Origin of the sequence: Clostridium sp. KNHs205, from assembly GCF_000702945.1 — a bacterium.
In the GTDB taxonomy this organism is placed as follows: Bacteria; Bacillota; Clostridia; order Lachnospirales; family Lachnospiraceae; genus Anaerocolumna.
Genome location: NZ_JNLE01000003.1, coordinates 2,528,531 through 2,553,268 on the forward strand (window position 1 = coordinate 2,528,531; position 24,738 = coordinate 2,553,268).

Annotated in this window: 18 protein-coding genes; 17 read left to right on the top strand and 1 reads right to left on the bottom strand. The window is 40.1% G+C overall.

Annotation, left to right across the window (positions count from 1 at the left end):
* The first annotated feature begins 122 nt into the window (after positions 1-122).
* From BR73_RS0110670 to BR73_RS0110740, 15 genes are all read left to right on the top strand, one after another.
* Positions 123-1,010 (top strand): fructoselysine 6-kinase, encoded by an 888-nt coding sequence (locus tag BR73_RS0110670; RefSeq protein ID WP_033165512.1) that lies wholly within the window; start codon positions 123-125, stop codon positions 1,008-1,010.
* Between the two features lie 41 nt (positions 1,011-1,051).
* A complete protein-coding gene (locus BR73_RS0110675) occupies positions 1,052-1,465 on the top strand; it encodes a hypothetical protein (RefSeq protein WP_033165513.1) in 414 nt (137 codons plus the stop codon).
* Positions 1,466-1,517: 52 nt separating this feature from the next.
* On the top strand, positions 1,518-2,150 hold the full coding sequence (locus tag BR73_RS0110680; RefSeq protein WP_033165514.1) for an HAD family phosphatase: 633 nt from the start codon (positions 1,518-1,520) through the stop codon (positions 2,148-2,150).
* Positions 2,151-2,360: 210 nt separating this feature from the next.
* The gene (locus BR73_RS0110685) at positions 2,361-3,680 is read left to right on the top strand and encodes an IS1380 family transposase (protein ID WP_033165312.1); all 1,320 of its coding nucleotides are present in this window, start codon (positions 2,361-2,363) and stop codon (positions 3,678-3,680) included.
* A 433-nt stretch (positions 3,681-4,113) separates the two neighbouring features.
* Complete coding sequence (locus tag BR73_RS0110690; RefSeq protein WP_242860657.1) at positions 4,114-5,922, top strand: histidine kinase; 1,809 nt, start codon at positions 4,114-4,116, stop codon at positions 5,920-5,922.
* Between the two features lie 70 nt (positions 5,923-5,992).
* Positions 5,993-7,504, top strand: coding sequence for a response regulator (locus BR73_RS0110695; RefSeq protein WP_033165515.1), 1,512 nt, complete (start codon positions 5,993-5,995; stop codon positions 7,502-7,504).
* The gene (locus BR73_RS0110700; RefSeq protein ID WP_081848613.1) at positions 7,501-8,769 is read left to right on the top strand and encodes an extracellular solute-binding protein; all 1,269 of its coding nucleotides are present in this window, start codon (positions 7,501-7,503) and stop codon (positions 8,767-8,769) included. The genes BR73_RS0110695 and BR73_RS0110700 overlap by 4 nt, the downstream gene beginning before the upstream one ends.
* A gap of 123 nt (positions 8,770-8,892) precedes the next feature.
* The gene (locus tag BR73_RS0110705) at positions 8,893-10,881 is read left to right on the top strand and encodes an ABC transporter substrate-binding protein (protein WP_051685127.1); all 1,989 of its coding nucleotides are present in this window, start codon (positions 8,893-8,895) and stop codon (positions 10,879-10,881) included.
* A gap of 216 nt (positions 10,882-11,097) precedes the next feature.
* Positions 11,098-12,096, top strand: coding sequence for an ABC transporter permease (locus tag BR73_RS0110710; RefSeq protein WP_033165517.1), 999 nt, complete (start codon positions 11,098-11,100; stop codon positions 12,094-12,096).
* Between the two features lie 18 nt (positions 12,097-12,114).
* Entirely contained in the window at positions 12,115-12,951 is an 837-nt protein-coding gene (locus tag BR73_RS0110715) for an ABC transporter permease (protein WP_242860659.1), read from the top strand.
* Positions 12,952-12,954: 3 nt separating this feature from the next.
* A complete protein-coding gene (locus tag BR73_RS0110720; RefSeq protein ID WP_033165519.1) occupies positions 12,955-13,914 on the top strand; it encodes an ABC transporter ATP-binding protein in 960 nt (319 codons plus the stop codon).
* A gap of 22 nt (positions 13,915-13,936) precedes the next feature.
* Entirely contained in the window at positions 13,937-14,914 is a 978-nt protein-coding gene (locus tag BR73_RS0110725) for an ABC transporter ATP-binding protein (protein ID WP_033165520.1), read from the top strand.
* Between the two features lie 22 nt (positions 14,915-14,936).
* Positions 14,937-16,334 (top strand): extracellular solute-binding protein, encoded by a 1,398-nt coding sequence (locus BR73_RS0110730; protein ID WP_033165521.1) that lies wholly within the window; start codon positions 14,937-14,939, stop codon positions 16,332-16,334.
* 342 nt (positions 16,335-16,676) lie between these two features.
* Entirely contained in the window at positions 16,677-19,283 is a 2,607-nt protein-coding gene (locus BR73_RS0110735) for a cation-translocating P-type ATPase (RefSeq protein WP_033165522.1), read from the top strand.
* Positions 19,284-19,647: 364 nt separating this feature from the next.
* Complete coding sequence (locus BR73_RS0110740; RefSeq protein ID WP_242860660.1) at positions 19,648-21,558, top strand: sensor histidine kinase; 1,911 nt, start codon at positions 19,648-19,650, stop codon at positions 21,556-21,558.
* A gap of 29 nt (positions 21,559-21,587) precedes the next feature.
* Here the strand turns inward: BR73_RS0110740 and BR73_RS0110745 are convergent, their stop codons facing one another.
* Positions 21,588-22,103: a YdeI/OmpD-associated family protein gene (locus tag BR73_RS0110745; protein WP_033165523.1), complete on the bottom strand. Its 516-nt coding sequence runs from the start codon at positions 22,101-22,103 to the stop codon at positions 21,588-21,590.
* 311 nt (positions 22,104-22,414) lie between these two features.
* On the opposite strand from BR73_RS0110745, the gene BR73_RS29625 reads away from it, so the two are divergent.
* Together BR73_RS29625 and BR73_RS27355 are read left to right on the top strand one after the other, a co-directional pair.
* Positions 22,415-22,540, top strand: a complete 126-nt coding sequence (locus BR73_RS29625) for a hypothetical protein (RefSeq protein WP_278248527.1) — start codon at positions 22,415-22,417, stop codon at positions 22,538-22,540.
* A complete protein-coding gene (locus tag BR73_RS27355; protein ID WP_051685128.1) occupies positions 22,537-24,552 on the top strand; it encodes a hypothetical protein in 2,016 nt (671 codons plus the stop codon). The genes BR73_RS29625 and BR73_RS27355 overlap by 4 nt, the downstream gene beginning before the upstream one ends.
* The last annotated feature ends 186 nt before the right edge of the window (positions 24,553-24,738 follow it).

A 24,738-nucleotide genomic window follows, 5' to 3' on the forward strand; every position in this document is an offset into this window, starting at 1 on the left:
TGGCAGTGAAGAAAAGTAGGAGAGTAAAGAGTGAAAGGTAAAATCTTACACTCGCCCTGATTTTGTAAACGTGCTATAGCAAGCCTTAAGATTGCTAAAGAGCACATAGATAGGAGCCCAGAATGAAGAATTGTAGAATTATTTCCATTGGAGATAATGTATGTGATAAGTATCTTTCCCGTGGAAAAATGTATCCTGGCGGACAGTGTGTAAATACTTGTGTTTATGCGAAAATGAATGGCATGGATACTGCCTATCTTGGGAAATATGGAAGTGATGAAGTTGCAAAATATGTACAGAAAACCTTAAAAGACATTGGAGTTGATGACAGCCATAGCCGTCATTTTGAAGGAGAGAATGGATTTGCTTTGGTTACTTTGTTTAACAATGACCGCGTATTTTTAGGATCTAATAAGGGCGGAATAGCAAAGGAACACCCTTTTGATTTTACACAGGAAGACTATGAGTATATCAAAAACTTTCAGATTATATATACAAATTTAAATAGTTATATAGAAGAAAATCTAGCAGAATTGAAGGAAACAGGCATACCGATTGCTTATGATTTTTCTACCAGATGGACTGATGAATACTTAGAAAAGGTGTGTCCGCATATTACTGTGGCTATTCTGTCCTGTGCACATTTGACAGCGGAACAACGTGAGAGTGAAATGAAAAAGGTTCAGGAGTTTGGGGTTCCCATTGTCCTTGGAACAATCGGTGAAGAAGGGTCTTATGTTCTCTATAAAAATAAGTTTATATATGCTTTGGCAGTTCAGGCAGATGATGTAATTGATACCATGGGGGCAGGTGATTCTTACTTTGCTACTTTTCTTTACTCCCTGCTGGAATCCTCAAAAACAGGGGAGCTTTTAGAAGGCACGGAGGAAGAAATGACTGAACGCCTGAAAGCTGCTATGAATAAAGGTGCCGTATTTTCTGCAAAGGTTTGTGCCATGGAAGGTGCCTTTGGATATGGTACCCGGATAGTAGGAAAAACAGAAGTATAATTAAAAATAAAGTATAATCAAAAACAAATGGAGGAGACAAAATGAAACCAGATATATATGAAAATGTGAAGGAAGGAATCCTGTGTGTATATAAAAATGAAAAATGGCTGGTAAGCATAAAGAACTGGAAGCCGGACAATGATATTGAGGGTATTGTCCACTTAGAAGTTCATCATTCAACTGATGAACAATTTATTCTTGCAGCGGGTAAAGCAATTTTGATTACTGCTGAGCGTGAAGATGACAAATTTAAAATTGAACTGACTTTAATGGAAAAGGGTAAGGTTTATAATGTTCCGGCTGAATGCTGGTTTTACTCGATTACACAAAAAGATACAAAGATGATGTATGTTCAGGATTCCAATTGTTCAATGGATAATAGTGATTTCTGTGAACTTTCAAAAGAAGAAATTGAATATATTCAAACAAATGCACGCAGACTTTTCACAGAATAGAAGATATCGCTGATATAAAGGTGTGTTAGTTTGAAAGGGCAGGGTTATTAGAATGGATAAAAAATATATTCTTTTTGATTTTGATGGTGTGATTGCAAATACAGAAGAAAGTAACGGTAATTATCTAAGACAAGCACTTGCATGCTTTGGCATCTCCTTAACAGAGGAAGAACGCAGCAGATTAATCGGGAAAAATAATCCGTCGCTATTAATTGAATTGCTGTCAAAATCGTCAGATCCTGTTACATTAGAGGAATTAAACAACAAACGGAGACAGATAGGAAATACATACGAAAACAGTAGTATTGAACCTATGCCTGGATTAGTTGCTTTTATCAAAGACTATCGGTGTAAAGGGATCAAAACCGGTATAGTAACCTCGACCTCAACACGGCTTATCATTACTGCGTTAAATCGTATGAATATGATGTCATTATTTGATGTGATTATTTGTGGTGACATGTGCACCAAAAGCAAACCGGATCCTGAGGGATATTTAAAGGCTATGAAAATTCTTGGTGCAAAGCCGGAAGAATGTATTGTATTTGAAGATTCTCCGGCAGGAATACATGCAGCAAAAAGCGCTGGTGCATATGTTGCGGCATATTGTGGTTCAGGTATTAAGCAAGATATCAGGGAAGCAGATATTTCGGTTAACTCATTTCAGGAATATCATAAATCATAAAGCATCATAAAATATTTTATTGATTAAATAATATTTATCCTGAATTATTCATGATAACTCATCTAACGGTGCGTCGCACCGCATAGTTACTGTATTTTCATCTATTTATTGCTTTCACCTAAAAAGTGAAGTCAAAACAATAGAAAAAGAGTTTCAACTTTGTTAAAATGTAGTCACCACAACAAACATCAACACAAAGGAGAAACCCTTATGTCTAGTTTAATGGCACTTCGTTCCGAAAGCAATAGTAAGATTAAAATAAATTTTGATGGAGGCGATTTATCCTCCGATGCAGGGATGCTCTTACTCAAAGAGTTTATCTGCAAAATCGGTCTCGACAAGCTGATTGAACAGCATTTTCAGACCAATGATAAGACTCTTCGTATCCACAAGGATGGCGAAAACCTGCTACAGAAAATGTATCAGCAGTTAGCAGGCTACTTTACTGATGATGATTCGGATGAGCTGACCACAGACCCTATTTTTACAACTTTGCTCGATAAGGATTCTTTGGCTTCACAACCCACAATGTCACGCTTTTTCAACCGAATGGATGACATTACGCTGATGCAAATGGACTGGATTTTATATCTTATTCGTAAGAAAATATATTCCATCCGTAAGCCGGATATGGTGCTATTTGATATTGATTCCACCCTGTTTGATACCTTTGGAAATCAGGAGGGTGAAGGCTTCAACTACCATTACTCGAATCATGGATATCATCCTCTCCTCTGCTATGATGGTTTGACTGGTGACTTGTTAAAGGCTATGCTCAGGCCTGGCGCAGTTTATACCTCCACTGATTGCTGTCAGTTTTTGAAGCCTCTGTTGATGGAGTACCTAGAGGATTATCCTGAGGTAGCTCTTTATCTTCGTGGAGACAGTGGCTTTGCGTGTCCAGAGTTATTTGAGTTGTTAGAGACCAATGGTACTTCCTATGCCATCCGCCTCAAAGTAAATGAAACGCTAAAAAATCTGACAGAACCTCTTGAGAAAGAATTAGATGAGATTACTGCGGATAATAAGGGGGATTATGCAGTAGTATATGGTGAATTCCGTTATGCAGCTGCAAGCTGGGGGCAAACTAGACGTGTTATCGTAAAGATTGAAAAACCAGCAAATCAGCTTGTGTATATGCACACATTCATCGTAACAAACATGGATTTAAAACCAACAGAAATCATACGATTCTATTGTAACCGTGGCAAAATGGAGAACTTTATCAAGGAATCCAAAAGTGGTTTTGACATGGATACCATGTCTAGCCGCAGCATGCTTATAAACTCCAATAGAATGCAGATTTCGGTACTGGTCTATAACATTTTCAACTGGTTTCGTCGTCTCGTACTTCCACCGTCTATGAGGAAATTTCAAATAGATACGGTTCGGCTGAAGTTGTTGAAAATCGCAGCTAAGATGGTGCACTCAGCAAGATATATTACATTCAAACTTTGTAGTAGTTGCCCTTATAAGGAAGCATTTATCGAAACATTGAATAATATCAGACTACTTCCAAAGTTGGAATAACCTAATGATGAACCTTGACAGCTCAAAATGATAATTGTGGATACTACAGGGATTTTCTACCCTTTTTTAATGGTGAATTCATTAATTTATCAACAAAAATGAGCTACAATGGTAAATCGGTGGGTAGATTATTTTTTTCTACATCACCATGAATAATTCAGGTTTATTAATCAAATAATATTAAGGGTCCTCGAATCATATATAATTGATTCGAGGATTTTTTAGTCCTTTAAAAACTATCATATTAATGAATTGTGAAAATTGATGACAACTTATAATTTTTATGGTAATCTGATAATTGTAAAATGTAAATAATTAACATAAATGCACCTTGTTTAACTGCAATTCTATAAATATTATACAGTGAGGCAAGAGAACAAAACAATCCGATTTGACAATTACAATAACCTGGTTAAAAGGATAGGTTGGAAAGATGCATAAAATAATTACCAAAATATTATTATCCATGAATCTGTTTCGGAAATTAATGATTATGTTACTGCTGATATCAATACTTCCAATTATCCTGATACAGTCTGCTACCTACAAAATAAGTACTTCCACTATTGAACGGCAGACCAAGGAGCTGATCAGGGCGAATCTTTTGCAATCCAGCATCAGTGTGACAGGTTTTTTTCATGTCTATGATAATATTATGCTGGATATCTATACAGATAACAGCTATATCGAGAACTTAAAATATATCAACGTCTGGGACACAAAAAAATATTACCAGGCAAAGCATCGAATTGAAGAAAAGCTTGAAGATATTGTTTATGTGTATTCGGAGATACTTGGTATAGCGATTGTCGGGATAAATGGTGATGCTGTCTTTTATGATACAGTTACGCTGTCGGGAGAAGAGAGTTATTGTTTTGATATTAATAATATAAGGACGAATGAAATGTTCAAAGAATCCCTGAAAGTAAAATATGCCATATATTCTGATACTGTCCGTAAGACGGATAAGAACTACGGAGACAGAAATTATTTCTACATAGCTCATCAGCTGACAGATTTCAATAATTATAAAAACGGTCCGGTAGGAAGCATTATATTATGTATAGATGAGAGTGCACTTCAAAAGGTTTATTCCTCCGGTATGGATTTTCAATCCAATGTGACTTTCCTTATAGACCGGGAAGGAGATATCATATCCTTTCCTTTAGAGAACTACGCAGGGTTGAATTTATATAAAGAGTATGGGAATGAAAGTATGGAGAAAGCGGCGAAGAGCTTCTTTGAAAAGCAGAAATTCATGGCTGCAAAACAGCTGGAAGTGCATACCAGCAGTATAAAAGACGGAGTATTTACCCTAATTAGCGTACAGAATTTAACTTACGCCTTTAAGGATGTAGAGAATATCTCAAAAATCATTATATTAATTGGAATTCTAATTGGTATCGTATGTATTATGATTGCTATGACTTTCGCAGCCAGTACAGACAGATCGGTTAAGAAAATCATACATGGAATGAAAAAAGCGGATCAGGGTGATTATGACGTCAGGATATTACTGGAGGGAAACGATGAATTTGCGAGAATTGCCAGCCATTTTAATGATATGATACTGCGGATAAAAGAATCCAATCGCCAGGAAAAAGAAGCACTGCTGCGGAAGAAGAATGCAGAAATCAAATCTCTGGAGGCTCAGATCAATCCGCATTTTCTTTATAATACTTTAGATGCAATTAATTGGGTTGCAGTAGAACATGAGGAAATCCATATCAGTAAGATGCTTATTCATTTAGCTGCCATCTTAAGATACAGTATTCAAAAAAGCAATGCAATTGTGACTATTCAGGAGGAGCTTGAGTATTTAAAGAGGTATATCTATCTGCAGCAGGAGCGTTTTTGTTATTCCTTTCAATGTTTGATTCATATGGAGGAGGGAACCCAGTACAGTAAAATACATAAATTGCTCATACAGCCCTTAATTGAAAATACCATTGTCCACGGTTTTCCTGGAAAGACAGATCTTGACGAGATCCATATACTCATTCAGAAGCAAGGTGATGGGTGTATACAAATACAGGTAAAGGATAACGGAAAAGGTATGTCAAAGGAGCTGGTAGAGTTATTTAATAATTATGATTCTCGAAGAGATAATATAGAAACAAGCATAGGCGTTAGAAATGTCATAACAAGATTACAATTATATTACGGCAGCAGCAGTTCCTTCCAGGTGGCTTCCGGAGAACAGGGAACAGTGGTAACAATAAGGATTCCCTATGAGATATAGCTTAAATAAGTCAAGGGAACAAAGAAACCAAGGTAAGAAATCATGAAATATGGTGAATCGGAGGAGACGTATGCGAATTCTGATAGTAGAAGATGAACCAAAAACAAGAGAAGGTTTAGTTAGCATTATCAGTAAATTTACGGAGTATGAAATCTGTGGTATTGCCTCAGATGGGACGGAAGGAATAGGAAAAATAAAAGAATTAAAACCTGACCTTATCATAACAGACATACAGATGCCGGAAATGGATGGCTTAACCATGCTGCGGCAGGTGGAGCAGGATAACCTCTCTTATTATGCATTGATTCTTACCGGTTACTCCTCCTTTGAATATGCCAGAACTGCTTTGCAGCTGGGGGTAATAGATTATATCTTAAAACCCGTTGATACCGTTAGTTTTCTATCTTTATTACGTGAAACAGAGACTAAGATAAGAAAAGAAGAGCAGCAGAAAATTGATACGGCTCATTTAATCTGGGGGCTGATGACCTGCAAACCACAGGTGAAAGAACAGCTCCTTCATCAGCTGGCGCTGCAGTTACATGTAAATGACAGGATGGAAATCACTCTTTTTTTGGTTAAACCGGACAGTATCGATCAGGAAACAGCTGATGAAATGCTCCATTGTATAAAGGAAAAGATGGATGAGCTGTGCATTATGAATATTCAGGTGGTGCATCTGCCTTCTTCCTATGGAATTCTAGTGCTTATAATGGATACGGAAAACAATAAGCATATAAGCAGGAGGTTTTCTACTTGCATTTTACCTTGCCTTCACAGAATTGGGGGATGTCATTGCAGCTACACAGCTATAACAGGACTGATTTTGATAAAAGAGGCAATAACGGAACTAAATAATCTATTATCCTATGGGTTTGTTTGCGGAAGTGAGGTCATATTGGATAAGGCAATGGTGGAAAAACTGACATTTACAGCAATCAGTTATCCAATGGATTTAGACAACCGTATCCGAAAGGAAATCATGAACGGAGATTATGAGAAGGCTTTGCGGACAAGTAACAGATTTAAGGAAGTAATCATTGAAAGCAAGGGCAGACCGGAGTTGATAAGAGAGTATACAGCCAGATATTCCTCCAGTATTTATAATGCTGCCAGGGAATACAACACTAAGACTGAGCCACTGCTGATCTTTCACTATTTTATTAATAATATTATAGACAGCAAAACGAAAGCCGACCTTACAGCAAATTACGAAAAAATTGTAAATACTGTTCTGGCAATAGAACACGAAGAAGCAGATATTGATAACTTAACGGTACTGAAAGTAATTAATTACATCCGAGATAATTATAGAAAGGATATTACCTTATCCGAAGCGGCTAATCTGGTGGGAGTAACGCCGGAATATCTGAGTAAATTATTCTCTCAGCAGATAAAAGTCAATTTCGTTGTTTTTTTAAGGAATTTTCGAATCAGCATAGCAAAACGTATGTTATTATCCGGTAAATACCGAATACAGGAAGTTGCTGACCAGGTTGGATTTAAAGATCCCAAATACTTTAACAAGGTTTTCAAATCAGTCTGCGGTATTTCACCAACTGAGTACAAGAAGGTGATATGATGAAGATGTTTCGGTTAAACCTGCTGACATCCCTGTTGGTATTACTCATCTTATTCCTGGTAGTCAGCAACTATACCCGCGGCAGTTCTAAGCAGACTCAACCGGCAGGCAAAGAACCTGAAGGTAAAGTCCTGCAGATCTTATTTCCTTACGAAACTACTGTAAGCAGTAAGATGCTTTTGAACTTAGCAGACCAGTATTCACAGCTTGAAGGCAATCCAAAGATAGAGGTGATTTTCTTGTCCAAAAATGATTTCAAGAAAGAAATCTGTATCAATCTGGATCAAGAACGCTTGGCGGATTTGATAATATGTGATAATTCTATTATGCCTGCTTTAATTAATCTCAATGTACTTAGAGATTTAAGTGGTTATATTTATAATACATATAAGATGCCTCATTATTATTGGGGGCAATGGAACAATACGAGAAATGACGGTAAATATTATGGAGTTCCCTTTACCTGTGACCCATATGTGCTCATATGGAATAAGAAACTCTTTGAGGAAAGTAAGGTTTCCGTCCCTAAAACCTGGGAGGAGTTAAAAACCGCTGCCAGAGAGGTTCAGAAAGTCGGTATTTACGGAATTGGGATCGGAGCAAGACAACCGGAAGAAATAACTGCTGTCTACCTGCAGCTGCTCTATTCTACAGGTGGATCAATCAGAGAAATCAATGGTGAAGGCGGTTTAAAAGTATTTGAGTTACTCCGCTATCTGAAACTAAACAAGCTGCTTCCTGTACAATGTATCAACTGGAATCAGGAGGACCTGACCAATAAGTTTCTGGATGGAGAAATTGCAATGATGATCAATAATCTCAGTGCTCTGTCCGCTATCAAAGAAAGTAACGCTGATTTTGAGATTGGAGTTGCAGCGGTACCCTATGAGAAGAAAGAAAACTATATGTTTCATGGTAAAAATATCGGAATCTCAGTTACTGCAGATTATGAAGCTTCCATCAAGTTTCTTGACTTTATCACCCAGAAAAGCACAGTAAGAAAGATTGCGGAAGAATCCGAAACCATACCGGTACAAGTGGATGTGGAATATGATTTTACAGAGGATGGATATGCAGTCAGCCAGGATTTCATCCAAAAGCAAAAGGAACGTGGAATCGCCAAGAGTTCGCTTAATTCATGGTTTGATATTTCGGCTGCCATATCCGATGGAGTGTTTGAGCTGCTAAGTGAGACAGAACCCTCACTTCAGAATATAGCAGATGTCATTCAGGATAAAGTCAGGATAGCAATTATAGAAAATTAATCCAACAGCTAGATTAATAATTTACTCCTTTCTTAAAAATTTGGAATTTTAAGTGATTACCTTAAGGTTTAAGATGAAAAGGTAACCAGATTACAAATACTTTAAGGGTAGAGGAGGTATTTTATGAAAAAAATAAAACGCAGGGTAACGGCATTTATAATGATCGTAATGCTCTTGTCCTTTATGCTTGCAGGCTGTGAGAACAAGGCCAGTAAGACCGATGCCGGGAATGCAGCGGTGACAAAGGAAGCAGACACAAAAACAAAAGATGAGAACGAGCCGGCACCGGCAGGAGAAATGACTGAGGTTGGTACGCCAAGAAATGATACGCTGATTGTTGAATGTCAGTCACCTACTGATACACCAGGACAGTTCAATTCCTATATGCAGGGAACCCAGATGGGTTTTGGCATACATCAGCTTATGTCAGCTATGATGTGGGAAATTGATACAGTAAAGGGTGAGCAGTTTGGCGAGGTGGCAGACGGCATGCCCCAATCCAATGCTGATTTTACAGAGCATATTGTTAAAATCCGTCAGGGAATCAAATGGTCCGATGGTGAAGCTCTGACCGCCGATGACGTAGTATTCACCTTTAACATGATAATGACGAATACTGGAATAAGCCAGAATGCTTATTATAATCAAATATTTAAATCTGTTGAAAAAACAGATGATTATACAGTTAAGATTGTAACAAAAGAGTCCTTTCCCAGACTCGCACAGAGATTTGGGGTAACAATCTGGGGGAACGACTTAAGGATCGTACCGGAACATATCTACTCCAAGGAAGCAGATGTTACACAGTTTAAGGATTCAGCGCCTGTAGTTGCCGGTCCATATACTGTAAAGGCATATGATGAACTGGGCAAATGGATACTTTATGAACGCCGTGAAGACTGGCAGTCCAGTACGGTTGGTGTGGTAACAGGAAAGGAACCCAAGGCGAAATATGTATGGTTCAGAAATCTTGGTGATGATACCAGCCGGCAAATGAGTCTTATTAATAATGAAGTGGATATTCTTTGTGAGGTAACACCTGAAATGCTTGAGGTCATGACAGCTCAGAATCCCAATATTGCATGCTGGTACAAAGATTTTCCTTATGCTACCAGTGATGATCCCTGTTCAAAGGGTTTGCTGTTCTCCATGGGAAAAGGAGCACCTTATGATAATAAAGATTTCCGCTGGGGAATTGCACTTGCTATGAATTTTGATGAAATATCCCAGAATATATTCGATGGTGTAGGACGTTCCTCTCCCTTCCCCATCATCACCAACACCAGTGCAGCTCAGGAATTGTATGTAAAGCCTATTCTTCCCTGGCTTGAAACTTTCGAGCTGGATCTGGGCGATGGTACTGCTGTTAAACCTTTTGACTCCGGTTATGCTGAGAGAATTGCAGGTATTCTAAGAGATAAAGGATATGATATACCCACAGATCACGAGGTTTTGGTGGATATGTTCGGCGCAGGTTCCTGGAAGTATGATCCTCAGGCAGCAGAAAAACTATTGCTCAAAGCAGGCCTTGAGAAAAAGGAAGATGGATGGTATTTTAATGGCAAACCATTTACCTTTAACATGACATATCTGGCAGATACGGAAGCTCAGGCAGGACGTGGCACACAGGCAGCTTATGATCAGCTGACGAAATTTGGTTTTAAAGTCAACCTTGTCAGTGAATCCAGTGCTACCTGGGATACCAATGGTGCTACCGGACAGTTTGATATTGCAGGCTATTGGCCAACCGGTTTTATAACCAAAGATATCTATTCTCAGATTAACGGCTGGGATGCTGACCTTATTGTGCCTATAGGCGAGAGGGGTTCAGGGCAATCAGGCCGCTGGAACAATGCAGAAGCTACGGAAATCATTCATAAATTGGCGAAGCTCTCACCGGATGACCCGAAAGCCTATGAACTGGGTATTGATTTTTTCAAGATAGCTATTGAGGAACTTCCTTTTATTGGTTTCCATTCAGGAGTTAAGTTTGTTCCGACTAACAGCACCTATTGGAATAATTATCCCAACGCTGAGAATCCCTATAATGGACCTTGGTGGTGGTGGAGCTGCTTTAAGTATATTACAACTGAAATCTCACCCGTACAATAAAGCTTATCCAGGTACTATATAAGTTGAACCAAGTTTTTTCAGAAATTATCAATCTGGCTTAAAAGATAGCAGGTATCAGATATTTTAGGGTTTCCTATAAGAATTGATTTTGCTGATTTCAATATCTGCTATCTGCCTGCCGGATTTTTCAGTTAAAGCTTTAAATCACCCTCTTGTTATTAATTGCTGAGAAATTAGAAAAAAGGAGTGAAGCCGTTGAAATTCCGTAAGTATTTCGGTCTTAGGTTTTTAACCTATTTATTGACTATCTGGATTGGCATAACCTTTATTTTTTTTATACCCCGAATGTTTCCCTCCGATCCCGTTGAAAATATGATCGGTCAGATGCAGTCACGTTCCGGGCAGATGGATCCTGTTCAGATGGAAGCGCTCCGTTCCCAACTGAGAGTTCAGTTCGGTCTGGAAGGTTCGCTGTTGGAGCAATATGGTACATTTTTGTGGAAAGGGTTGTTTCATTTTAACTTTGGTCCCTCATTGATGAGTTATCCCACACCTGTCGGTGAAATTATCGGTATGTATCTACCCTATACACTTTTTCTTTCCCTAACTACCACAGTCATTGCCTGGATTATAGGTAATGTAATTGGGCTGCTGGCAGGCTTTCGTAAAAATAAACTCTCTTCAAAGATTCTGGAAGGAGTTGCCATCTGCATCTATCCGGTACCCTATTTTATCATAGCACTGGTTTTACAGATCGTATTTGCCTTTGTTTTGGGATGGTTTCCGATACAGACTACCATTAACACCCAGGGAAGTACCTCGGTTTGGTTCCTTTCTCTTCTGAAAGCTTCGATTCTTCCGGCTTTATCCATGCTATTAGTTGGTACCGGCTGGTGGATAATTTCCATGAAATCCTTTGCAGGCACTACCTCGGAGGAGGATTTTGTCCTTTTTGCCCGTTACAGGGGAATAACAGAAGGGAGAATAGGAGCAGGTTATGTATTTAGAAATTCCATACTGACACAGGTTACAGCTCTTGCAATGAGCTTAGGAGGAGTATTTGGCGGTTCCATCATGACAGAAATCGTATTTGGTTATCCGGGTGTGGGTACTCTGGTACAAAAGGCTATTCTTATGTCGGACTACAATATGATTCTTGGCTGTATAACGATTTCGATTGTAGCAATTGCGACTGCAACCCTGTTGGTGGATTTGATATATCCCTTTATCGACCCACGTATCCGTTACAATTGAGAAGGGAAGGTGGAAAATGTGAAGAAATTTTGGAAAAATACAAATATAAGTCTGAAAGCAGGCTTATTGTTAACGGTAATATTTCTTATGATCGGTTTTGTTATCTACTTACTTCCTCATACAGACCCCTTTACCTTTAATTCCTATCAGGGTAAGCTGAAACCTTCCTCGGTGCATCTATTAGGAACTACGAGTATGGGACAGGATGTACTGTGGTTGTTGATTGAAGCAATACATAATTCCCTCCTGATTGGTTTGATTGTGGCGACCATTGGTACGGTTGCAGGTGTTTTTATCGGGCTGCTGGCAGGCTTCTCCGGGGGCTGCCTGGACAGGGTACTTACGGTTATAACTGATACCTTTATCGTGATACCTTCACTCCCTATCCTGATATTGATGACCTCCTTTATGAAAGGAACTTCTACCGTATTTATTATGGCATTGGTACTTGCCATGTTTGCCTGGGCCTGGCCGAGCAGGCAGATCCGTTCTATGGCCCTTTCTATGAGGGAAAGGGATTTTATTCATACAGCCTGGTTCTCCGGTGAAGGCACTGTCCAGGTTGTAGTAACAGAAATACTTCCCTATGCTTTTACCTGGGCGCTCTCTAACTTTATGAATGCTACTCTTGCAGCCATTGCTTCTGAGTCGAGCCTTGCAGTACTGGGACTCTCACCCGGTAATCTGATTTCTCTGGGAAATATGATACAGTGGGCAAGAGACCGTAACGCAATCTTTACGAAGCAGTGGTTCTGGATTGGTTCTCCCATTATTACTACTGCGGTTATGTTTATCGGACTGTTCCTGCTGATAACAGGATACAATGATTATCTATCCAGGAAGAGAGGAAGGTAGGCGATGATAAAAATAGAGCATTTATCCACCTCGTATTCGACCATAAACGGACCGGTTCATGTCATAAACGATGTGGATTTTGAGATATATGATAATGAAATATTTGGAATAGCGGGGGAATCCGGCTGCGGTAAGACGACCCTTTTAAAGGCCTTGTATGATATTGTTGAGTTTCCGCTGGTGGTTGATTCGGGAAAGCTGGTACTCTCCGGCGAAAAAGACGGGAAAGGCTTTTCCTATGAAACCGGCAGTATCAGAAAGACCTGGTGGAATAATATATCTTATGTACCACAGGCAGCTCAAAGTGTACTAAATCCTATTGTTCCCCTTAAGAAACAGTTTCTGGATTCTATTCCAAAAGCAGATAAGAAGAAGGAGACAAAGGAACAGATTTTAAAGAGAATTGCTGATTATCTGAAAGAGCTGAACCTTTCCCCGGATTTACTTAATGCTTATCCCTTTCAGCTCTCCGGTGGTATGAGACAGCGTGTTATTATAGCTCTTGCTACCTTTATGTCACCCAAGGTAGTTCTGGCTGATGAACCGACAACTGCTCTTGATGTGGTTGTTCAGCGGGGAATCCTTATGATGCTGATGCGGCTTCAGAAGCAGCTAAGGAATACCATGGTCATTGTAAGCCATGATATGGGTGTCCATTACCAGGTAACAGACCGGATGGGAATCATGTATTCCGGAAGTATGGTGGAGCTTGGAAAGACAGAAGATATCTTTGAAAGGCCTATTCATCCATATACAGAGATGTTGGTAGGGGCACTTCCGCGGGTAGGGGATAAGAGTCAGAAAACAGGTATACCGGGAAGACCACCTGCACTTACAAATCCGCCTGAGGGATGCCGGTTTGCTCCTCGCTGCCCAAAAGCCACGAAAGAATGCAAAAAAACAGTTCCTCTGTTTCGTCAGGTAGAACCGGGCAGATATACAGCCTGTCATCTAATTCCCTAAGGTATGTCAGAAAGGGGTTATTATGTCTGAAAAATTACTGGAAATTAAAAATGTCAGCAAATCCTTCCATATAGGTGGGATGCTCAGTAAAAAGAAGATTGATGCTGTAAATGATGTCAATCTGGAGATTGACGGTGTTAAGCCGGTTATTTTATCTGTTGTTGGAGAATCCGGCTGCGGTAAGTCTACGTTGTGTAAGATGATTCTGCGCCTGCATGACTTTGATCAGGGGGATATCCGCCTTTTAGGAAGCTCCTATAAAGATCATAAAGGCTATGATCCTTTTCGGTTCAGGCTGGAGGTGCAGCCTATCTTTCAGAATCCTTATGAATCCTTTTCCATGCGTAAAACCGTGGATACTTATTTGTTTAATACCGCCCTTCGCTTAAAGATTGCCAAAAACTATGAAGAAGCAGAAAACCTGATTGATGAAATCTTAAAAAGTGTCGGTATGTCCCTGGAGGTGGTAAGAGGCAAATACCCAACCCAGTTTTCAGGGGGAGAACTTCAAAGAGTGTCCATTGCCAGAGCCCTTATTACCAGACCGAAGCTTATCATAGCAGATGAGCCTGTTGCTGCCATTGATGCCTCCATGAAAATGAACATAGTTAACTTGTTCAAAGAATTAAAAGATAAGTATCAGGTATCCTTTATCTATGTTACCCATGATCTTTCAACGGCTTATTATGTATCGGACTATATTGCTGCCTTATATCGGGGCTGCCTGATTGAATATGGACCGGCAAAGGAGATTATGGATAATCCTGCACACCCCTATACACAATTGCTGATGAATGCAGTTCCAAGAGTGGGAGAAAAATGGGATAAAGAGTTTACCATGCCGGATACAGAGGATAAAGAGTATGCCATAACCTATTGCAAATTTGCTCCTCGCTGTCCCTATGCTTTAGAAGAATGCAGAAAGAGAAGGCCTGATATCAAATGCTCAGCTGATGGAAGAAAGACCTTGTGTTTCTATCCCTTAAACTCGGAAGTATAAGCAGAATAAGAGGAGAGGTTATATGAAAAAGTCATTGTGTTTGTTGATGGCAGCGGCAATCCTGCTATCATTTGCCGCCTGTGGAAAAGCGAAAAATGTTACTCTCATAAGTACAGAAACGAATGACTTATCGATACAAGAAGACCTTACTGGTAAAAAAGTCTTAACTGTTACCTTTAGAGATGATGGTCAAGGTGAAAATAGTACCTTGTGGAAATGGCTTCAAAACGCATATAACAGTTTTGATAAAAAAGACAGTTTTGAACTTAACATTGCTCCAATAACAGCCTGTGAAGGAGATTATTTTTCAAAAATCGCGCTTATGCTTCAATCAGAAAAAACTGCCCCCAATCTGGTAGCAGAAGACACCTTTCAGCTCACAACAGATGTGGAAGCCGGCTACCTGACTGCCCTGGATGACTATCTTACAGACTATGCTGCATGGAATGACGGTTCCTATTATGAGTCCTTAAAAGAAGGTGTTACCGGAAATGATAAGAAGGTATATGGCGTACCTTATAATACGGATACCCGTGGTTTGTGGTATAACAAGGAACTCTTTAAAAAAGCAGGTTTGCCGGAGGAATGGAAACCAAAGAGCTGGAACGATATCCTCACAGCCTGTAAGATCATAAAGGAGGAACTTCCCGATGTAATACCCTTTTGGTGCAATTCCGGCGTTGCAACCGGGGAAGCAACCTCCATGCAGACTTACGAAATGCTCCTTTACGGAACCGGAGAAGGTTTACTGGATGAAGGCACAGGCAAATGGATTATATCCAGTCAGGGAATAATAGAGACACTTAATTTCCTGGATAATATCTATAAAAATGATTATGGACCACCTTTATCAAAGGTGCTGAATGGCCAGGCGAGTAATATATCAGCCAGAGAATACCTGCCTCAGGGTAAACTTGCCATCTCTTTGGACGGAAGCTGGATTACCGGTAATTATCTGGAGACAGGTGCCTCACCCTGGACAGATTACAGCAGGGTCTTGGGGTTTGCACCTATGCCGACCAGAAATGGTGAAGGCGCCGGAATCACTACAATGGCCGGAGGCTGGGCCTGGTCAATTCCTTCAAAGTCAGACAATAAAGAGCTCACCATGGAATTTATAAAGCATTTAATGGAGCCGGCTGTTTACGAAGAAGCCATTGTGGCTTTGGGGAGTATCGGTACAAGGGCCGATATGGCCGGTAATCAGAATTATGCTGCCATGCCTTTTATCCAGACAGCCACCCAGTACCTGAGCGTTGCCTCCTTTAGACCCAAAGACAGCAAATATGCTGCGGTTTCGGCACATATTCAGACTATGGTAGAATCCGTTGTTTCCGGAACGAACCCAGTGGATGCCATGGCTACTTATGGAGTGGATGTCGCACGTACGGTAGGTGAAGATAATGTAATAATCAAATGACATTTGGTACATACTAGAAATATACAGGGATATTTTATTGTGACATTTGTCTAAATCTGTCTCCTCAAAAACAGAAATTCAATACCATTCCAATGAAATTACTATTCATAGTTGACACATAAATATTTATAAAATATAATGTAATTCATTGAAAAAAGTATATATTCTTTTCTGATAAAAGGGAGTAGTTTTAATGCACAATCCAACAGTCGCGGATTAACAAACCTGGGTGTGCATGCCAAGTTTCGGTTACAAGACTTTTAATGGAAATGACAAGAAGGAAATCCTCTTGCCCTCCATTAGAAGTCTTTTTTTTTAACAAAATACACAAGGAGTGAAAGAATGAAACAATGGTACAAGTTATCAGGCGAAGAAGCCCTGAAGGAAATGAAGGTAACCAGTGATGGACTTACCTCGAAACAGGTTGTAGAAATACGGGACATAGTAGGGGATAATACTCTTCTTGAAGCAAAGAAGAAGAGTGTATATCAGGTATTCGCTGAACAGTTTAAAGACCTTCTTGTAATAATACTTATTATTGCTGCGGTTATTTCCAGTTTATCCGGAAATGTAGAAAGTACTATTGTAATTCTGCTGGTTATTATACTGAATGCGATACTTGGAACCGTACAGCATGAAAAAGCACAGAAATCCCTGGAAAGTCTGAAATCTCTATCTTCGCCTAATGCGAAAGTATTAAGAGACGGGAAAAGAGTTGAAGTTCCATCAAAGGAAGTGGTGCCAGGTGACATACTTATGCTGGAAGCCGGTGATATGGTTGTTGCGGACGGAAGAATTCTGAATAATTATTCTCTTCAGGTAAATGAAAGCTCTCTGACCGGAGAATCCACCAATGTAGATAAAAATGATATTACACTGGAGGAAGAGGTTCCCCTTGGTGACAGAGTGAATCTGGTATTTTCGGGAAGCTTAATAACCTATGGAAGAGCTGTAGTGTTAGTAACAGATACCGGTATGAATACCGAAATCGGTAAAATAGCCGCTCTTATGAATGACACCAAGGAAAAGAAAACACCTCTTCAGGTAAGTCTTGATAATTTCAGCAGTAAACTGGCTATCGTAATTATGATAATCAGCGCCATTGTATTTGTACTTAGTATGATACGAGATGTACCCTTGTTAGATTCTCTTATGTTTGCTGTGGCTCTTGCGGTAGCAGCAATTCCGGAAGCGTTAAGTTCCATTGTTACCATCGTTCAGGCTATGGGAACGCAGAAAATGGCCAAGGAAAGTGCGATTATCAAAGAATTAAAGGCAGTGGAAAGTCTTGGCTCCGTATCTGTAATCTGTTCTGATAAAACAGGAACCCTTACTCAGAATAAAATGACCGTTCAGCAGATTTACATCGGAGAAGAAACTTTAAATGTAAATGAACTTAACCTTAAGAATCAGCTGCATCGATATCTCCTTTATGATGCAATCCTTACAAATGATGCCTCTATTCATAATGGTGTTGCAATCGGCGATCCCACAGAATATGCACTTCTTGAAATGGCAAGAAAGATTCAGCTATTGGATGATGAAATCCGTAATATGATGCCAAGAATCGATGAGATTCCCTTTGACTCAGAGAGAAAGCTTATGAGTACCATTTATGAACTGCACAGTGTACCCACTTTATTGACCAAAGGTGCCCTGGATGAACTTCTTAGCAGGACTGTAAGTATCCGAACCAATGATGGTATCAGGGAAATAACCGAAGCAGACAGAGAGAAGATACTTAATAAGAACCGTGAGTTCTCCGAAGAAGGACTTCGTGTACTGGCATTTGCCTATAAAGAAGTTGAAGAAGGGCATGCACTGAAATTAGAAAGCGAAGACGGCTTTACTTTCCTTGGTTTGATTTCCATGGTGGATCCTCCGAGAGTTGAATCCCAGATGGCTGTTGCCGATGCGAAAAGAGCGGGTATACGGCCGGTTATGATTACCGGTGATCATAAGCTGACAGCAGTTGCCATTGCGAAGCAGATTGGTATTTATGAGGAAGGTGACATAGCACTTACGGGCGTTGAACTGGATGCTCTCACAGAAGAAGAGCTTAACAATAAAGTTTCCTCCGTATCTGTATACGCCAGAGTTTCACCAGAAAATAAAATCAGAATTGTTAATGCATGGCAGAATAAAGGAAATATCGTTGCCATGACAGGTGATGGTGTCAACGATGCTCCTGCTCTTAAAAAAGCGGATATCGGTATTGCCATGGGTATAACAGGAACGGAAGTATCAAAAGATGCAGCAGCTATGATATTATCCGATGACAACTTTGCAACCATTATTAAAGCAGTAGCAAATGGACGAAATGTATTCAGAAATATTAAGAATGCGATTCAATTCCTGCTCTCTGGAAATATGGCAGGTATACTAAGTGTACTCTATACAAGCATTCTTGCACTTCCTGTACCTTTCCATGCAGTACATCTGTTGTTTATCAACCTGTTGACAGACTCCCTGCCGGCCATCGCAATCGGTATGGAACCGCCGGAAGCGAATCTATTGGACGAGAAACCCAGAGATCCCAAGGCTGGTATCCTTTCCAGGGAATTTATGACAAAGCTTTTAGTACAGGGTGGATTAATTGCTGCTTGTACCCTGATTGCCTTTCATATCGGACTTTCCGGGGGTGGAGAAGCGGTTGCCAGTACCATGGCATTTGCTACGCTGTGTCTGGCAAGACTTTTCCACGGATTTAACTGCAGAAGCAAGCTTTCTATCTTTGCTATAGGGTTTAAGAAGAATATCTACAGCCTGTTTGCTTTCTTAGCGGGTATTATTTTCCTTAATCTTGTATTGTTTGTTCCATTCCTGCAGAATCTTTTTGAAATTGCGAAACTGTCAAACTATCAGATGGGTATGATCTATGGACTTGCTATTATTCCCTCTGTTCTTATCCAGGCATGGAAAATGATCAGATCAGGAATGAATAAATAGAAATGGAAAGAGCCTTTTGCTACCTGCAGCAGAAGGCTCTTTTTGTATAAAATGTTGCAGAATGTCGTATTTGCAATATAACTGCAACAAAGTATCTGATATAATGAATTCATAATGCCAGGATTCTCTGTTACATGCTGATGTAATTGCTGTTTCAGCTTTCTTTGATAAGGCGGTCTGAAAGAATCCAGTACTGCATTGCTAACTTTTTCTTAATTTAGTACCTGCCTTTTAAACTGATACTGGGTTGTCACAGGCAGGTGCGGCATACTTGCTGCCAGGAACGCTGAGCCTTTCCTCCGGCCTTGCTTCAGCGCAAATAGCAGGCAATACAGTACTAATAGATTTATATGGAGGTAACAATTTGGTTAAAAGGGTTTCGATCGTTATGCTGATAATAGTTGTATTCATCTCAATGCTATTATTATCAATGCCTGAGCAAAAACAAGGAAAGAGCAGAAATCTGCAGGCTGTTAAAGGCAGGCTGGAACTTGCAGATTGGAATATGGAGCACACGAAAATACTTCCGCTGGATGGTGAATGGGAATTCTATTGGAATCAGCTTCTGACACCGGAGGATTTTTCGGCGCAGAAGAAAGCAAGACCAGAACCTGACGGTTATATGAAAGTTCCGGGACTATGGAACGGAAAGGTTTTTGGCAAGAAAGAAGTCCCTGTTTTTGGATATGCCACCTATCGACTGGTGGTAGAGGACATCCCCTTTCATGGAGTACTTGGCCTGAAAAAAGGAAATGCCCGCTTTTCCAGTAAAATATATGTAAATAATCAGGAACTGCTCAGTGATGGAAAACCGGCAGGACAGGCAGCGGATTACAAGTCCGGGAACACGCCCCAGCTGGGCTTTTTCAGCTGTAACAGCAGCAGGATTGAAATCATTGTACAGGTTGCCAATTATGAATACATGAATTCTGGAATTCCGGTTTCCCTAGAACTTGGCAGTGAGTCGGCTATGCTGCATCAGTTCCAAAAAAATAATCTGCTTGCTCTGGCTGTTTTTGCAATTCTTTTGACCATTGCTTTATTGCATTTGATTTTCTTTGGTGTTGCCTGGGCAGGCGGTGTCAGAGAATATTTAATGCCGCTTTTTGCGCTTTTTTGCTTTTTGTTTGCAATTGGCAATGGCTTGGCTGACCAACGTCCACTGTTACTTTTGCTGCCGGATATCCCCTTTACCCTTGTATTTAAGATGAAGGATTTCTTTTTATCTGCGAATTTTATTGTAATGCTATGGATCTTCCATAAATTTAAGAAAGGGCTATTACCACCTCGTTTTGCCAGGGTGATTTCTTTTTTATACGGAGCTTATCTGGCAGCGGTGGTGGTACTGCCGATTTATGTTTATTATAAGATCCACCTGCTTGTAATGGCCTGTAATACACTGATTTTATTGGCATTATTGGTAAGAGCGGTCTTTTTATATATTAAAAATGCTGAAGGCTTGCTGCTCTTTATTGCCATACTGTCTGTAAATTTGTATTCTGCGGATGCAATACTATTTTCCCTGGGATTTAAGACTAGCTCCGGATTTTCACAGGTTTTTATTATGATGTTTGCGTTGGTAATGATTCTGTTATTATCCATGCAGTATTTTTCTGCACTTAATAATCTTAAAAGCTCTGTTAAACGGACGCAGGAAGCAGAAATTGCTTTTTTACGTGCACAGATAAATCCACATTTTCTATACAATGCCCTAAACTCCATCGCTTCCTTATGTGTGTCGTCACCGGAAAAGGCGGAGGAAGTAGTTGTGGAGCTTGCACAGTATCTGCGCCACAGCTTTGATTTTAAACGGATTGATGGAATCTCAACTCTTGCCAGAGAGCAGGAATTACTGGAGGCTTATTTATATATAGAGAAAACACGTTTTGGTGAGCGTTTACAGATTGAGTATGATTTTGATGAAAACCTTGAGAATCTTGATATTCCCATACCTCCCTTAATATTGCAGCCGTTGGTTGAAAATGCAGTAAGGCATGGCGTTATGGCTAAGATAGTAGGCGGGACGGTGAAGATCTCTATAAAACGCCAGGATGAAAAGGTAGTATTTACTATTAAGGACGATGGTGTTGGAATGGATGAAATAAAGTCAAAAGAATTGCTGACGGTTACTACGAAAGAGCGGGGAATAGGTATATGGAATATAAACCAGCGGCTGAAAATGATGTATAACACAGAATTGAAAGTCATCAGTGAGAAAGGCAATGGAACGCAGGTGTCTTTTGAGCTTCCTGTTAATAATAAAAAACTAAGGTAAATGAAATAGCCGCGAAAGACAGAACCCGGTCATAAAAGTACGCCGGATTTCGAAACATCTGTTATTGTACAGCGGGTACTGTCAAAGCAGCATGGTCTTTTATCACCTTTTTGTAATTTAGAGCATGCTACGTCAATTCGTTTCTGTCTGGTAACCGGATTTTTCGTTGAACGTATCCAACGAAGCCATTCCCACCGTGCCTTTATGGTAATAGCATTCCATTGGCGGATAAGCCCTGCCTTGATGACTGCATCCATTATGTCTTTTGGAAGCTCCGGTTCGAGCCATTCATTGGTAGATTCTATTATAAGAGACACAGTCTGGCCAATTAGTATTCCTGCAGCTTTACATAGTTCGTCACTTACTTCAAACCAATGACTGCCTTTACCGTCAGGTTCCAAGGGAGCTGTAAATGCTACATCCTTCATAGTCCCTTTTATCATGACCATACCTCTGGAGGGGAGCTGTTCGCTTGAAGTCATAGGAATTTTTATAATGTTGCGTGATTCGATTTGTGACAGTAATGCTTCAAAAGAAATGGACATAATATAACCTCCCCTGAATGAAATCAATCTTGCTTTTTCTAGATAAACTATTAGGATTAATGATAGAATACCACAACAATGCAATAAAGTAAATAATAATCATTATCAATATGACAGCCTTTTGTCATAAGGATTCCTAAATTAAACAAATTGACTGGAACATACAACATTCGATGATATTATAAAAAAAAGAAAGGTATATAATAAGAAATATGGTACCCATTCATAATTAATCCATATTTACCGAAAAGGGCAGTGAGTGTTTCAGCTGGGTGCCTTATAAATATTATAGTTTGTTGGAGGTTGGGGTAATGTATCGAAAAAGAAATCCAGAAAAAAATGCTGTATGGCCGGAAGGGGCTGTATCTATCCTGAAAATTAACACAGGATATACCAGGAGGCAGCTGCAAAAAACTGAGAAGGAGGATAACGTATGATTGTAAAAAAAGCCGTAGCATTAACTCTATCACTTTCTCTGATAATAGGAGTATTTATTATGTATAAATCCACGGATCCTGCGCTGGCCAGTACAGCTGGTCATACTGCTCATACAATTAGTCCGGCAGCTTCTTTTGATAACAATCCTTTAAAGGGATTTGTACCTTTTGATTATAGCACAACAACATTTCCTCATAGCCTTGAATGGTTTTATATTTCAGTACGTGAGGTTCAGACGGGCATGAATACCTTTAACTGGTCTGCTTTTGAGAGTCGGCTGGATACAATAGCGGGACGAGGTCATCAGGCAATATTTCGCTTTTACTATGATTATCCGGGAGAGACCACCGGTGTACCACAGTTCCTGATTGATAGCGGTCTCACCATGCGCTATTATAATGAACCAACGGATTTAGGCGGAGCAGGTTATTGTCCCGATTATGAGAATCAAACCTTTCGTACTTCGATGCAGAATTTTATCAAGGCCTTTGGTACGAAATATGATGGAGACCCACGCATCGGATATATAACTTTGGGGCTTTTGGGGTTCTGGGGGGAGTGGCATAACTGGCCATATGATGAGGATACCTCTGATGGCAAAGCAAACTGGAATATTTCAAATACAGTGTACACGGAGGTTCTGACAGCCTTCGATTCGTATTTTAATAAAACTCAGCTCTGCGTCAGAGAACCGAAGTTCGGAGTTCCAAATGCCAGTGCAAATATTGGATACCACGATGATTCCTTTGGCTATGCAACCTTATCAGCGGCTAAGGGAGGCCAGAGCTGGAGTTATGGACAGAAGTTGATAGACTTAAACCAGCAGAATAAATGGAAGACTAACGCCATTGGCGGTGAAATATATCCGCCGGATCAAAATACCATCTTTTCCGGAACAACCTGGCAGGGCTCCACAAATCAAAGTTGGGCTGCCTGCCTGAGCGAAGCCCATCCCACCTGGCTGATGTGCGATCAGATGAAGTATTATACCGGAAACACCTTAACAAATGCCAAAACAGCCGCTAAGCAGTTAGGTTATGATTTTCGAGTAAAAACAGCTTATTATGACAATTTATCAACCTCTGCCCCTCTTTATTTAGGGATTGATATTATGAATATCGGAATTGCTCCTTTTTACTATGATCATACTATGTGGCCGGTACAGATTGGAGTTAAGCAGAACGGAGCGCTGGTAAAGAGCTGGACTACGACCTGGGATTTAAATACCATACCGGCAGACGGTTCTATAAAAACTTTTGAGTATACCATAACAAGCCCTTCCCTTGCAGCAGGGTCTTACAGTATGTGTATTAAAGTCGTAAATCCACTTGTTAATGGTAATAAACTTGGATTTGCTAATGCAGGGCAGAATGCAGACGGATGGTTGGATTTGGGAACCTTTACCGTCGGTGGAGCAGTAACACCGACAGTGACCCCGACCACGACACCTACAGTGACGCCGACCCCAACCACGACCCCAACACCTACAGCAACACCGACCCCAACCCCAACCCCAACCACAACCCCAGCACCTGGCACAATAACAATAGATGGGAGTTCCTCAGACTGGACTAATATCACCGCTGCAGTAACTGCTGGGGGACAAAGTGCATCCAGCCTTAAGGTAACCAATGATTCAGATTATATTTATATCTGTATACAGGGAAGTAATTTGGGGCCAAATGGTCAGATCTACTTAAATAGCGATAACAATTCTGCTACCGGTTATATCGATGGAAACTGGACTAATTCTGGCAGTGATTATTTGATTGAATTGGGAAATTTATATAGCCATCCAGACAATAACAGTGTATGGAGCTGGAACAATCTTGGGGCTTCTAATGTTGCAGTATCAAGTAATGCCTCTATTTATGAAGTTAGGATTGCAAGGTCAGCTATGGGCAGCCTGACAAGTACTTTTCGTATCGGCTTTAAGGATGTGGACAGCAATTGGAGCACAGTCAGCAGGCTTCCAAACTCCGGCATGCTAACAAGCTATACACTAAAATAAATAAATACTCACAAATGATTAATCGAAGGCCTTCACTTATTAAATATCACACAAAATGACTGCTAAAAACATCAATTAATGGATTACAGATTGATAAACCCTTGATATCATGGAAGGGGCTGATGCGAAATAAATTTAGTGATGTAACCAGACCTTGACATCTGTGTAATGAATTGCCTGAAGGAC

Excerpts from the sequence above, each read along its gene's own strand:
- BR73_RS0110730 (WP_033165521.1), top strand. The coding sequence starts at position 14,937 with ATGAAAAAGTCATTGTGTTTGTTGATGGCAGCGGCAATCCTGCTATCA.
- BR73_RS0110720 (WP_033165519.1), top strand. The coding sequence starts at position 12,955 with ATGATAAAAATAGAGCATTTATCCACCTCGTATTCGACCATAAACGGA.
- BR73_RS29625 (WP_278248527.1), top strand. The coding sequence starts at position 22,415 with ATGTATCGAAAAAGAAATCCAGAAAAAAATGCTGTATGGCCGGAAGGG.
- BR73_RS0110685 (WP_033165312.1), top strand. The coding sequence starts at position 2,361 with ATGTCTAGTTTAATGGCACTTCGTTCCGAAAGCAATAGTAAGATTAAA.
- BR73_RS0110705 (WP_051685127.1), top strand. The coding sequence starts at position 8,893 with ATGAAAAAAATAAAACGCAGGGTAACGGCATTTATAATGATCGTAATG.
- BR73_RS0110735 (WP_033165522.1), top strand. The coding sequence starts at position 16,677 with ATGAAACAATGGTACAAGTTATCAGGCGAAGAAGCCCTGAAGGAAATG.
- BR73_RS0110745 (WP_033165523.1), bottom strand. The coding sequence starts at position 22,103 with ATGTCCATTTCTTTTGAAGCATTACTGTCACAAATCGAATCACGCAAC.
- BR73_RS0110725 (WP_033165520.1), top strand. The coding sequence starts at position 13,937 with ATGTCTGAAAAATTACTGGAAATTAAAAATGTCAGCAAATCCTTCCAT.
- BR73_RS0110690 (WP_242860657.1), top strand. The coding sequence starts at position 4,114 with ATGCATAAAATAATTACCAAAATATTATTATCCATGAATCTGTTTCGG.
- BR73_RS0110680 (WP_033165514.1), top strand. The coding sequence starts at position 1,518 with ATGGATAAAAAATATATTCTTTTTGATTTTGATGGTGTGATTGCAAAT.
- BR73_RS0110700 (WP_081848613.1), top strand. The coding sequence starts at position 7,501 with ATGATGAAGATGTTTCGGTTAAACCTGCTGACATCCCTGTTGGTATTA.
- BR73_RS27355 (WP_051685128.1), top strand. The coding sequence starts at position 22,537 with ATGATTGTAAAAAAAGCCGTAGCATTAACTCTATCACTTTCTCTGATA.
- BR73_RS0110695 (WP_033165515.1), top strand. The coding sequence starts at position 5,993 with ATGCGAATTCTGATAGTAGAAGATGAACCAAAAACAAGAGAAGGTTTA.
- BR73_RS0110670 (WP_033165512.1), top strand. The coding sequence starts at position 123 with ATGAAGAATTGTAGAATTATTTCCATTGGAGATAATGTATGTGATAAG.
- BR73_RS0110675 (WP_033165513.1), top strand. The coding sequence starts at position 1,052 with ATGAAACCAGATATATATGAAAATGTGAAGGAAGGAATCCTGTGTGTA.